The sequence below is a fragment of the Virgibacillus halodenitrificans genome (assembly GCF_001878675.1).
Taxonomy (GTDB): Bacteria; Bacillota; Bacilli; order Bacillales; family Amphibacillaceae; genus Virgibacillus_Q; species Virgibacillus_Q halodenitrificans.
On the sequence record NZ_CP017962.1, the window covers coordinates 1,160,342 to 1,172,799 of the forward strand.

10 protein-coding genes are annotated in these 12,458 nt (G+C 39.6%); 6 read left to right on the forward strand and 4 right to left on the reverse strand.

Annotated features, from left to right (window positions below; all coding sequences use genetic code 11):
• The first annotated feature begins 210 nt into the window (after positions 1–210).
• The 4 genes from BME96_RS06150 to BME96_RS06165 are packed head-to-tail and all read left to right on the forward strand — an operon-like array spanning position 211 to position 4,817.
• Positions 211–795, forward strand: a complete 585-nt coding sequence (locus BME96_RS06150) for a TetR/AcrR family transcriptional regulator (protein WP_071648625.1) — start codon at positions 211–213, stop codon at positions 793–795.
• Positions 796–818: 23 nt separating this feature from the next.
• Entirely contained in the window at positions 819–2,156 is a 1,338-nt protein-coding gene (locus BME96_RS06155; protein ID WP_071648626.1) for a cytosine permease, read from the forward strand.
• A complete protein-coding gene (locus BME96_RS06160; protein WP_071648627.1) occupies positions 2,153–3,244 on the forward strand; it encodes an S-methyl thiohydantoin desulfurase family protein in 1,092 nt (363 codons plus the stop codon). The genes BME96_RS06155 and BME96_RS06160 overlap by 4 nt, the downstream gene beginning before the upstream one ends.
• A 1-nt stretch (position 3,245) precedes the next feature.
• Complete coding sequence (locus BME96_RS06165) at positions 3,246–4,817, forward strand: hydantoinase/oxoprolinase N-terminal domain-containing protein (RefSeq protein ID WP_071648628.1); 1,572 nt, start codon at positions 3,246–3,248, stop codon at positions 4,815–4,817.
• 247 nt (positions 4,818–5,064) lie between these two features.
• On the opposite strand, the gene BME96_RS06170 is transcribed toward BME96_RS06165, so the two are convergent.
• From BME96_RS06170 to BME96_RS06185, 4 genes are all read right to left on the reverse strand, one after another.
• Positions 5,065–6,294, reverse strand: a complete 1,230-nt coding sequence (locus BME96_RS06170; protein WP_071648629.1) for a DUF438 domain-containing protein — start codon at positions 6,292–6,294, stop codon at positions 5,065–5,067.
• 917 nt (positions 6,295–7,211) lie between these two features.
• The gene (locus BME96_RS20155) at positions 7,212–7,292 is read right to left on the reverse strand and encodes a putative holin-like toxin (RefSeq protein WP_223280501.1); all 81 of its coding nucleotides are present in this window, start codon (positions 7,290–7,292) and stop codon (positions 7,212–7,214) included.
• Positions 7,293–8,259: 967 nt separating this feature from the next.
• Complete coding sequence (locus BME96_RS06180) at positions 8,260–9,588, reverse strand: short-chain fatty acid transporter (RefSeq protein WP_071648631.1); 1,329 nt, start codon at positions 9,586–9,588, stop codon at positions 8,260–8,262.
• A 255-nt stretch (positions 9,589–9,843) separates the two neighbouring features.
• Positions 9,844–10,449 carry a TetR/AcrR family transcriptional regulator gene (locus tag BME96_RS06185; protein ID WP_071648632.1) on the reverse strand — a complete coding sequence of 202 codons (606 nt, stop codon included), beginning with the start codon at positions 10,447–10,449 and terminating at the stop codon, positions 9,844–9,846.
• 121 nt (positions 10,450–10,570) lie between these two features.
• Here BME96_RS06185 and BME96_RS06190 point away from each other — a divergent pair, with 121 nt between their 5' ends.
• Both BME96_RS06190 and BME96_RS06195 read left to right on the forward strand, forming a co-directional pair.
• Positions 10,571–11,293 carry an ABC transporter ATP-binding protein gene (locus tag BME96_RS06190; protein WP_071648633.1) on the forward strand — a complete coding sequence of 241 codons (723 nt, stop codon included), beginning with the start codon at positions 10,571–10,573 and terminating at the stop codon, positions 11,291–11,293.
• Entirely contained in the window at positions 11,293–12,306 is a 1,014-nt protein-coding gene (locus BME96_RS06195; protein WP_071648634.1) for an ABC transporter permease, read from the forward strand. The genes BME96_RS06190 and BME96_RS06195 overlap by 1 nt, the downstream gene beginning before the upstream one ends.
• The last annotated feature ends 152 nt before the right edge of the window (positions 12,307–12,458 follow it).

Sequence of the window (12,458 nt, forward strand, 5' to 3'; positions counted from 1 at the left end):
AATTCAATCAAAACCCCAGCTCTCCCTTCGAGTGCTGGGGTTTTTTTTGCTTTCTTCCGTTTGCATTACTCTTCCCTTTCCTACCATAAAAAATGTAAGCGTTTTAAGAAAAAGTTAAATATTTACTTTTGAATGAATTGTTAAAAAACTCGTTGACAAACGAAAAATACACCACTATAATCTACCTAACACTTGTTAGGTGGTGATGTTTTGAAACAAAAATTAATTGAAGCTGCGATACGGCAGTATGCTCTATATGGCTACGATGGGGCAACCATGAGGAGGATTGCAGATGATGTGGGAATCAAACCGGCATCTATTTATTTTTTCTATAACAATAAAGAAGCGCTGTTCATTGCTGCTTTTCAACAGCTACTCCAGAATCACTTTCAGGAAATGCAACGAATCCTGCTGGAGAATAAAGATCGTTCAGTGGAAGAGATATTTTCAGCGATGCTACATGGCCTTGTAAGTCACCATACCGGAGATAAACAAGGAACAATTGCCTATATATCACTCGTCACTTCACCGGTACCGGAAATTAAGAAATATCTTCAACAGCATTTAAGGCATCATAATGATTGGTTGATGAATTCGCTTGGAGATGCTATGAAGGCGAGTTATCCCGCAATTACGGACAAGGAGGTAGACAAGACAATTAAGCAATACGTCCTGATAGCAAACGGGGTGTTCTGGGGTATTAACTTATACGATGGGGGAGACTTTACAGAACAAGTCGAACTGGCTGATGAAATGATTCATACCCTATTTTTGGAATTAGAAAATAAACGATAACAATATAAAAGGAGTGAAACGAAATGGAAAATAGATTTGATTTGACAGAAGACTATGAATTGGAGCCTGTTCCCCAACATAAGCGAAAGGGATGGATAAAATTATCCATTGTTTGGACAGGAGGAATCGTTGCATTATCAGCAGTTGTGTTAGGTGGAACCTTAGGTGCAGGGATGCCATTTGCACAAGCAATACTAGCTTCATTTTTAGGATCTTTCATTTTGGCTGTTTTAAGTGCTTTATGTTGTGTAGTCGGTGCCAAGACAGGTTTATCAACAGCACTAGTTTCTAAGTTTGCCTTAGGTAAATATGGAGCATACGCAGTTTCCATCGTACTAGCAATTGCTTTATTTGGTTGGTTTGGTGTACAGCTTGCCTTATTTGGGTCCAGCTTGCGCAACGTATTGTTAGACGGCCTTTCTCTTGATTTGCCTGTCCTGGCATTGGTGATCACAGGTGGGATTCTTATGACTGTCACAGCTTTTATTGGTTATAAAGCAATCGAAAAACTTAGTCTGGTTGCTGTACCACTGCTTGGGATCCTGCTGATCAGTTCATTGGTCAAGGTTATGACAGGTAAATCGGTAGAATCGATTTCTCAAGCACCAATCATCGGCGATCCATTAACATTTGGTTCTGCTGTATCGTTAATTATCGGCTCACTGGCAATAGGAGCTATTATTGGACCAGATATTTCCCGTTATGCCCGTTCTACGAAAGATGCAGTGATATCTTCCTTCGTTGGGTACTTTCTAGGATTTAGTATTGTATTAATTATCTCTATCATTCTCGCAAAAGCGACAACACAGGTTGATATTGTTGAGATTATGCTTGGCTTGGGATGGGGCACTGCCGCATTATTAATTTTAATTCTTGCACAATGGACAACAAACGATAATAATTTATATTCCTCCGCGCTAGGATTTGCCGTCATTTTTCAGAAGGTTCCTAAATCAATTATTACTATTACAGCAGGAGCAATTGGTACAGGACTGGCTGTATCCGGTATTTACGAAAACTTTATCCCGTTTCTAAATTTCCTTAGTGCGCTGATTCCGCCAATTGGAGGTATTTACGTAGCTGATTTTCTAGTGAACCGACAAAAGTACCAATTTGAAAAAATAGACCAGACAAAAAATGTAGAACCACTATCTGTAGCTATCTGGATTATAGCTGCACTCGTAGCATTTATGACAACTGCCGCCCCAAGTGGTTTTGGTTTATTTACACTCACAGGAGCGTCTGGGTTTGATGCATTCATTGTCGCCTTTATTTTACAATTAATTGTCGGAAAAGTGATAAAAAACAAAACAGCAACAATTGATTTAGAACAACACGCAAAGGGAGGAAAAGTTTCATGAGATTAATAGGTAAACAGGAAATAGAAGATATTGCTATTGGTGCAGCTCTTTTAGGAACAGGAGGCGGTGGTGATCCGTACATCGGAAAATTAATGGCATTACAAGCAATTGAGGAAAATGGTCCAGTAAAATTATTAGATGTAGATGAGCTGCCAGATGACGCACTTGTCGTACCATCTGCCATGATGGGGGCGCCAACTGTGATGGTAGAGAAAATTCCAAGTGGGGAAGAGGCAGTGGGAGCTTTTGAATCATTGCAAAAATACTTGGGCAAAGAGGTTTATGCAACAATGCCTATCGAAGCAGGTGGTGTGAACTCTCTATTACCATTTGCCTTAGCAGCCCAATTGGGTTTACCCGTAGTTGACGCAGATGGAATGGGACGAGCATTTCCTGAATTGCAGATGGTAACATTTTATTTGGAAGGTGTCCCGGCAACTCCAATGGTTCTGGCAGATGAAAAAGGAAATAACTCTGTGTTGAATACAGTAAACAACGTCTGGGCAGAGAGAATTGCACGTTCTGCAACAGTGGAAATGGGTGGCTCTGTCATGCTCTCCATCTATCCTATGGATGGGAAAACAGTCAAACGCAGCTCCATCCATCATATTTTAAAATTAGAAGAGCAAATTGGCAGAACAATTAGAGAGGCCAAGACGCATAACTACAATCCAATTACAGAAGTGTTAAAACTAACCGATGGCTACAAGCTGTTTCAAGGCAAGGTTGTTGATGTTAATCGGAAGACAGAAACAGGGTTCGCCCGCGGTACGGCAACAATTGAAGGGGTGGAGGAGTATCAACAGGACGAGTTGTATCTCCGCTTTCAAAATGAACATTTACTTGCTGAAACAAAAGACAAAACATTGTGCATGACTCCTGATTTAATTGCGGTACTGGATTCAGACACCGGAATGCCAATTACTACGGAGGGATTACGCTACGGTGCCCGTTGTACGGTAATTGGCATGCCAGCACATAGTAAATGGCGAACAGATAAAGGAATTGAGACAACAGGTCCACGATATTTCGGATATGATCTGGACTATGTACCAGTCGAACAATTAGTAGAAAAGGAGGAAGCTTAATATGGCAAACTACCGAATTGGAATTGATGTTGGCGGAACACATACAGATGCTGTCATTTTGGATGACTCCTACAATGTCATCGCACAAACAAAAGCACCAACCTCCACAGATGTCAGCAGTGGAATCTACCAGGCTTTACATGAAGTAGTAAAAACATCAAAGGTCGATGTTCGTAATATCAACTATGCTATGCTCGGTACAACACACTGTACCAATGCTATCGTAGAACGGAAAAGGCTGAATGACATTGCCATCATACGTATTGGTGCACCAGCGACGCTAGCTATTAAACCATTGCTTAGTGTGCCAGATGACTTAAAAGCAATTCTTGGGAAACATTCCTATATTGTAAAAGGTGGCCATGAATTTGATGGCAGGGAAATAACCGAATTGGATGAGGAAGATCTCTATCGAATCGCAAATGAAATAAAAGGGAAGGTAGACTCTGTTGCTATCACCTCCGTCTTCTCTCCCGTGACAAAAAAACATGAGGAGCGGGCAGCAGAAATCATCACTAAGATTTTGGGAGATGATGTAGCCGTATCTCTATCAAGTGAAATTGGAAATGTTGGCCTGCTTGAAAGGGAAAATGCAACAATACTAAATGCTGCTGTCGTGAATGTTGCTAAATCCACAGCAGATGGGTTTATCCAAGCATTGGAGCAAGAAGGAATTGAGGCAGATGTTTTCTTCGGCCAAAATGACGGTACACTAATGTCGGTAGAATACACCGTTCGTTACCCGATATTGACAATCGCATGTGGACCAACAAATAGTTTGCGAGGAGCTGCTTACTTAAGCAATAAATCCAATACCTTGGTAATCGATGTAGGAGGAACGACGACAGATATTGGCGTACTTGTAAATGGATTCCCGCGTCAATCCTCTTTAGCAGTAGAAATTGGTGGTGTCAGAACGAACTTCCGTATGCCGGATATTATGTCTGTCGGACTCGGCGGTGGCACGATTATCCAGGTTCATGAAGATCAAACCTTCCAAATTGGACCACATAGTGTCGGGTACCGTCTGCAAGAAAAAGCACTGATTTTTGGAGGAGACACATTAACTACGACAGATGTTATTGTTGGACTTGGAAAAGCAAAGCTTGGAGATCCAGCAAAAGTGGCTCACCTTGATAAAGCTTTGCTTGAAAATATCTATGCCAAGATGGTAGGCATGGTAGAGGAAGCATTGGATAAAATGAAAACAAGTGCCGAGGATATGCCAGTCATACTAGTTGGTGGGGGAAGCATTTTACTGCCGGAAGAATTACAGGGAGCCTCCGAAGTCATCCGACCAGAAAACTTTGGTGTAGCAAATGCGATTGGTTCCGCCATCTCACAGGTTAGTGGAGAAGTAGAAAAAATATTCGCCATGGATGACCTTGGACGTGAGCAAACAATAGAAGTTGCTAAAAATATGGCAAAAGAAGAAGCAATAAACGCAGGAGCAGATCCAGATCAGCTAGTTATCGTTGATTTAGAATATGTTCCATTAGCCTACCTGCCTGGTAATGCAACGAGAATCCGGGCAAAAGCGGCAGGCGCATTGAAAAATACAGTAGGTGTTTAAGAAACAGATTGTTCTGGATGGCGATAATGAACCTTTTAACTGTCAATGGGTTGGTTTAGATTGATCCTACCTGTGGTATAAAAAGTATAAATAAAAACCGTTCCATGCGCTACCATGGAACGGTTCCCATAGGCCAACCCCATCAAGAGGGGAGGGCGCACTTAGAAAGAATCCCTCAGCACTGAGCTTAGTTGCATGAGGGGTTATTTTTATTTTCAGCTACAATTAATACACCGAAATAAATCTTTTACCTTAATTCTCTCTTTACCTCACGCGTTAAGTCCAGAAATGGCTGAATATCTTGAACATATTCTAATATCCCTAAGTATTCTCCGTTTTCATCGAACACACCTTTATACGTAACATGGACATACTCATCCTCCTTTTTGAACCACATTGTTTCTGACTCGCGTTTCTTTGACTTTAAATCTTGGATGAGCTGCATGACCTTCTTCATACTCTTTGGTGGATGGCACATGGCTACATTCCGTCCAATGGAACTTGGTGTACGGATAAACATCATCTCTGATGATTCTACGATTTCATTAAAGTATTTAAAGATGCCATTTTTATCAACGAACGTTAATTCCAGGGGCAAATTATTCAAAATATGGTTGGCTTCTTTAATCGTTAAGTAACCACCGCCAAATTGCAGATGTTCCTCGTTAGGTGTGTCGGATTGCTTTTCTGTGTTTTTATTACGTAACGCTTCATCAGGAATCCAGGTTTCTTCCGGTTCATCTACTGCATAACCAAATGCTTTACTTTCCTTTGCAATGGCCAACCAGTCTGCTTCCTTAAAAATAGACTGTGTGATAGGTAATAGCAAATATTCTTCTTCCAGCATCATCTCTCTACATGCATTTTCCAAGTCGAAATAAGCTTGCTTGACATAATGAAAATCGATGTCTGGCATTTTCTCCATTATTCTTTTGGTACCTTTAAATAACGTGCGGATACGATCATCCGCTGCCCACATTATTCTTGACATGGAATAAATACGATAACGCTCCAGTATCGGAAAATAGAGTTTTTCTTTCCGGTTGTAATGACTATAAATCTTTCCCAATTGAATCATTTCATGCTTAAGTTGATCTGTGCGATGTCCTGGATCATTAGCAATCGCTTCTACAAGGCTATTTACCCGATCTAATATAGAGGCAAATGCCTGATTTTCCCTATTGAAAATTTGAATAGGGTGACTTGGATGCTCTTCATTTGGATCATGAATAACCTGAAGCGAATGATCGTACAGTTCAAGATACACATCAAAAAATTTCCGGATATCGTTCATATTAAAATCATTTGCAGTGCTATTTTTTAGTTCTTGTAAAATCAATAAAATATCTGTCTTGCCCAAAGGTTGAACATGCTCATCAAAAGCGTCCTGAATCGTTTGCTCTGAGTCTCCAAGCTTCAATTTAAGCAGAATTTCTTTTATTGTATTAATTCGTCTCATATCCAAATGTGTTTGCACTATTTTCACCTCATTATTGTAGAAAGATGCAATTTGTATAGCAGTTTAAAAAAACTCCAACATGATGGGACAGCAGACCGTTGTCCATTCTCCGTGGTTACGGCTTTGATGCAATTATAGCCGATTCGTGTTAGTTGCTAAATGACATAGATCACTTAATCCTAGAAAACCAACAAATATTTCGTGATTTTGTGGTTACGCTAGAGACTCTGATCGCTGGAAAGATTCCTGGAAGTAAAAAAATCTACCTTATGCAATAATGGTGTGGGTATGCCGGTATTGGTTTACAACTATGCTACCTGTGGTATAATAAGTATAGAAAAGCATAACATAGTAAAAACCGCTCCATGCTCTAACATGGAACGGTTTCAATAGACCAACCCCAGCAAGAGGGGAAGGCGCTTTTAGGCAGAGAAATAACCCCTAAGCACATGGCGTAGTGACATGAGGGGTTATTTTTTATTCTCGGACATGATAAACGCAATTAACATGCCGAATGAAATCATCAGCGTTAATACACTATACATATCCATGGGCAACACCTCCTTCCATAGGAAAAGTTCCAGGAAGAAAAATGCGCCTTAACCCCTCATGTGAAGCCAGTCTATTGTTAATAATAGTATACCATATCAGATCATATGTTCCTATTTAAATTATAAACTAAATTAAGTTGCTTATTTAATAATTTACATACATAATTAAACGTTGTTTTAAGTACAACCGAACGGACAATGCTATGATGTAGGATTGGTTTACAATAATCAAGCATGTGGTATAATAAGTATAAATAAACATAACATAGTAAAAACCGCTCCATGCTGGTAACATGGAACGGTTTCAATAGACCAACCCCAACAAAAGGGGAAGGCGCACTTAGGAATATAATCCCTCATGGCTGGTCAATGCACAGTGAGGGATTATTTTTTATTCTCAGACATAATTAATACAATCAAAACGCCAAATGAAATCATCAGCGTTAACGTATCTGTTATATCCATGGGCAACACCTCCTTCCATGGAAAGTTTCCAGGAAGAAAAGTGCGCCTTAACCCCTCATGTGAAGCCAGTCTATTGTTAAAATCAGTATATCATATTAGATCGTATGTTCCTATTTAAATTATAAACTAAATTAAGTTGTTAACTTAATATTTAACATACATAATTAATCATTGTCTTAAGTACAACGGAATGGAAAAGGTTAGAGGCTAAGAGTGGTTTACAACTATGCTACCTGTGATATAATAACTATAGATAAACATAACAAAGTAAAAATCGCTCCATGCTCTAACATGGAACGGTTCCAATAGACCAACCCCAACAAGAGGGGAAGGCGCAATCAGGTCTAAATAATCCCTTAGCACTGGGCTTAGTTGCATGAGGGGTTATTTTTTATTCTCGGACATGATAAACACAATTAACATGCCGAATGAAATCATCAGCGTTAATACACTATACATATCCATGGGCAACGCCTCCTTCCATGGAAAAATTCCAGGAAGAAAAAGATGCACCTTAATCCCTCATGTGAAGCCAGTCTATTGTTAAAATCAGTATATCAAATAAGAATGTACGTTCCTATCGTAAATAAAAAAATTATCTTTCGTGAAGTACTATTAACAGAAATAGCTAACTACATAAAAGTGGAGGTTTTCCTATTAAACCAACAAATGAAAGAAATAAGTTCTTCGCCATCAGTAACCGCGTGTTGATAACGATAGGGATTATAAGTGTCCTGCTCCAGTACATTGATCGAGAACATTATATGATCTATGGAGAGATCGTTTTCTTTGTTGCACTGATCTTCTTCTTATTAAGAGGGATTTATTTCATTAAGCAAAAAGCCTATACATCTGCCATCCTGTGTTTGTTCGTAGTGCTGATATTTCTGGCCTTAGCAATTCTAAAATATTTTATCTTTCCTTACTAAAAAATCTCCGGCAGTGTACAGACTGCCGGAGATTTTTATTAAAAGAACAATAGTCCAATGGAAATTGGAATGAAGCTGTAAATGAGAATCATGACACAGAATCCCATAATGTCCCTGACCTTCAAACCTGCAATGGCAAGCAGCGGCAATGCCCAGAACGGCTGAATCATGTTCGTCCACGCATCGCCCCAAGCAACAGCCATTGCTGTTTTGGCTGTATCCACACCAAGCTCGAGCGCTGCTGGAATCATGATTGGCCCCTGTACTGCCCATTGACCTCCACCAGATGGTACAAAGAAATTGACAAGCCCAGCACTTAAAAAAGTGAACAATGGGAAGGTGAAATCACTGGATATACTGACAAACCATAGCGACATTTGTTGGGAAAGCCCGGATGCAACCATCATCCCCATGATTCCTGCATAAAACGGGAACTGAATAATAATCCCGCCAACATTCTTTACAGCATCTGCCACACTGTTAAGGAAACGTCTCGGTGTCTCATGAAAAATAATCCCGAGAAAAAGCATCGTAAAGTTGACAATATTAATATTTAGATCAAACCCATTCTCCATAAAAAAGAAGACGACAAATAGCAGGCCAAATGCACCGATCAATATAGATAGGATTCTACTATTCTCTAATTTTTCTGCTGGAGTCATTTCCGCAGTTGCAGAAATAGCATCATCATCTTCCTTTTCTTCCTCTTGCCAAAGGTTTGCATCTGGATGATACAGCTGATCTCTTGTTTTCATCAAGTAACGATTCAAGAGAGGTAATGTAAATAATAGAACAAACACAATAAATAAGTTAAAACTGCTGAATAATGTTTCCGATACAGGAATAACTCCCATCGTGTCCTGGAGAAAATGATCCGGAGTAGCAATGAGTAACGGTATTGAAGCGGAAAGCCCGCCATGCCATAAAAGAAAACCACTATATGCACTCGCCATGAGTACACGGTAATCCACTGTCGGCACCCGTTTGGCAATATGAATAGCAAAAAGCGCCCCTACAACAAGCCCAAATCCGTAATTAATCAGACACGCAATCGATGCAACAAAGGTTACTAGCAAAATCGCTTGACCAGGAGTATTTGCCAGTTTGCTAATCTTTGTAAGCACTCCTTTAACAATTTTTGTGCTGGCAAGTATGTATCCAGTAACTACAATAAGTGACATCTGCATCCCGAATGCCAACAGATCCCAGAATCCATTTCCCCAATACTCGACCATCTGAAAGGCTGAGCTGTCTGTAAATAATATTCCCAGAACAAATACAATAAACGTGATAATAACAGCGAACAAATAGGCATCAGGTAAAAACCGCTGCACCATTCGTTCAAAAAAAGAACTAACTGCTCTCAATAAAATCTCCCCCCTTATTTTAAAACGCTTTCAAAATAATAACAGAATAGTTTTTCTAAAGGAAATATAATGCATTGTATGCTTGGGCGAGAGGGAAAAGAAGTTTATTGGAATAGAATTGTGTGCCCGCAGCAGGTGAAGAAATCTATCTTGCAAACAACCTGTTCCCAACTTTTATACAGTTGATTTCCATTATGAAAAAATTCGAATCAAGTAGTCGGGCATTTTTATACAAAATATATAAACCTTTCCATACTATTCTCCTTCTTTAAGCATCGTCTTTAAATTAGAGATGAATCCAATGACCTCTAAATGCGTACGCGCCATTTCTTCTACACTTTGCTCTTCAAGATGCTCGAGCCATTCCTGAATTAATCCCAGAATAGAGGAGGTCATAAAGGCAGTCATGTATTGCGGAAACCATTTATTAGTCCCGGGATAGTGCTGGATAAATTTATTCAAAAGTATGTCACCAAAGATTTCTTTCATTTTTCTTGCAAAAGAAGGATCACCCCTGTCTCCGAGAAGTGCTCTGAATTCATTACCATGGTTCTTTATATATTCGAACACCATTAAAAATGGAGAGTAGAAATTTCCGCTCATTAAAGCATGTAACACCTCAGAAGGACGGACTTGCTCCACCAAGCCGGACAACCCCTCAAGCAAGCGCTTTTGAATGTGTTCCATTACATCATATTTATCTATATAATGCAGATAAAATGTACCACGATTAATACTTGCACACACAGCAATTTGTTTCACTGATATTCGTTCAAATCCTTCAGACTCAAGCAGTTTTATAAACTCTGTCTCAATTCTTTGTTTAGTATTTTCATTCATCTTTTTATGATGATCAGCCATAAACTTCACCTCTTGCTCAACAATTCCATAAAAAGTGTTGATTGTATTTGACTATCATCGTACCTTACAATTTAAATACAATCAACACAGTGTTCAGTAAATACAGAAAGGAAGTAAACGTATGACTATGGCAATTACTGTTCATAACGCCACTAAGTCTTTTCATAATAAACTTGTCCTAGACAAACTATCTCTTGAGATCCCAAAAAGAGAAATTTTCGGCCTATTGGGGCCATCAGGATGCGGTAAGACAACTTTAATTAAATTAATTATTGGTATGCTGAAAAGAGATGAAGGTGATATTACGGTGCTGACCTATAATATACCTGACCAACGATTGCTCCCTAATATTGGGTATATGGCCCAGTCAGATGCCCTCTATACCGACTTGACGGGGGAACAAAATCTTGACTTCTTCGCAAGACTCTATAAGCTTCCAAAAAAGGAACGTAACGCACGGATTCAGTATGTTGCTCGTGTTGTCGAGCTGGAAGATGTGTTACAAAAGCGCATTGCTGAATATTCTGGAGGGATGATGCGCCGTCTCTCTCTAGCCATCGCACTCATCCACGATCCGGAAGTGCTTATCTTAGATGAACCTACAGTAGGGATCGATCCTGTTTTAAAACGATCTATTTGGAGTGAGCTTGAGCGTTTAAAAAAGGAAGATGGCAAGACAATAGTTATTACCACTCATGTGATGGATGAGGCCGAGAGATGCGACCAAACTGCATTACTCCGAAATGGGCATATTATTGCCGCTGGATCACCAGACAAACTGAAGGAAAAGTATGAAGCCACTCGTTTTGAAGAAGTCTTTCTTAGAGCAGGAGGTGAGAGCTAATGCGTATTAATGCACTTGTAATCCGTATTATACGTCAAATGCGCCGCGATAAGCGGACACTCGCATTACTTTTTCTTGCACCATTACTTGTCCTGTCACTCATGTATTTGATCTTCGATTCTTCGGAAACCGAGCCAACAATTACAATCACTGGAGGCAGCACACAACTTACGGAGCAACTAGAACAAGCAGACTTCAATATTACGTCAGTAGAGCAATTTTCAACAGAAGAGATGAAGGAGAAAAACGAACATGCCTGGCTAAATGTTGATAAGCAGAAGATGGAGCTCACACTGTTAAATGATGACCCATCACAGGCAAAAAAGGTCCAGATGCAGCTAGGCAACATGCTTTCGACTGAAAAGAAAGGACCTGGCATCTCTGCTAACTATGTTTACGGCGATAAGGATACAAAGATATTTGATACATTCAGTCCCATGTTAATTGGCTTCTTCGTCTTTTTCTTTGTTTTCCTGATTGCAGGTATTTCACTTTTAAAAGAACGTACATCCGGAACACTGGAACGATTAATGGCCACTCCGATAAAACGGTATGAAATCATCGCTGGATACCTTGTTGGTTTTGGCATATTCGCATTTATTCAGACGATCATTATCGTGTTTTATTCTATTTATGTGCTGGATATTGTTCATCTTGGTTCCATCTGGCTTGTCATACTAACAAATATATTAATCGCCCTAGTGGCCCTGTCTCTTGGTACACTGCTGTCAAGCTTTGCTGTATCCGAGTTCCAGATGATGCAATTTATCCCACTGGTCATCGTACCACAAATATTCTTTACTGGTATCTTCCCAATGGAAGGAATGGCCGACTGGCTACAATCGCTGGGAAAAATTATGCCATTATTTTATGCCTCCGATGCATTAAAGGGGGTCATGTATAAGGGCTTCACTTTTCAGGATATTGCAGTTGATCTATTAATATTGCTTATCTTTGCAGCCTTGTTTATTGTGCTGAATATCGTAGCATTGAGGAAATATCGATCGTTTTGAGAAGGATGATGAGAGAAGGGGGGCTGGTTTGTCCGTTTGAGAAACGTTTTAGTTGGTATGATTGGCAAGCGCATATACTCGGATCAACCAACTAAAACTAACATTAATAGTCGTATATTATAAAAAATAATTCCTCAGCATATGGCTTAGTT

Coding starts and splice junctions, on each gene's coding strand:
- BME96_RS06155 (WP_071648626.1), top strand. CDS start 819: ATGGAAAATAGATTTGATTTGACAGAAGACTATGAATTGGAGCCTGTT.
- BME96_RS06160 (WP_071648627.1), top strand. CDS start 2,153: ATGAGATTAATAGGTAAACAGGAAATAGAAGATATTGCTATTGGTGCA.
- BME96_RS06165 (WP_071648628.1), top strand. CDS start 3,246: ATGGCAAACTACCGAATTGGAATTGATGTTGGCGGAACACATACAGAT.
- BME96_RS20155 (WP_223280501.1), bottom strand. CDS start 7,292: ATGGATATAACAGATACGTTAACGCTGATGATTTCATTTGGCGTTTTG.
- BME96_RS06185 (WP_071648632.1), bottom strand. CDS start 10,449: ATGGCTGATCATCATAAAAAGATGAATGAAAATACTAAACAAAGAATT.
- BME96_RS06190 (WP_071648633.1), top strand. CDS start 10,571: ATGACTATGGCAATTACTGTTCATAACGCCACTAAGTCTTTTCATAAT.
- BME96_RS06195 (WP_071648634.1), top strand. CDS start 11,293: ATGCGTATTAATGCACTTGTAATCCGTATTATACGTCAAATGCGCCGC.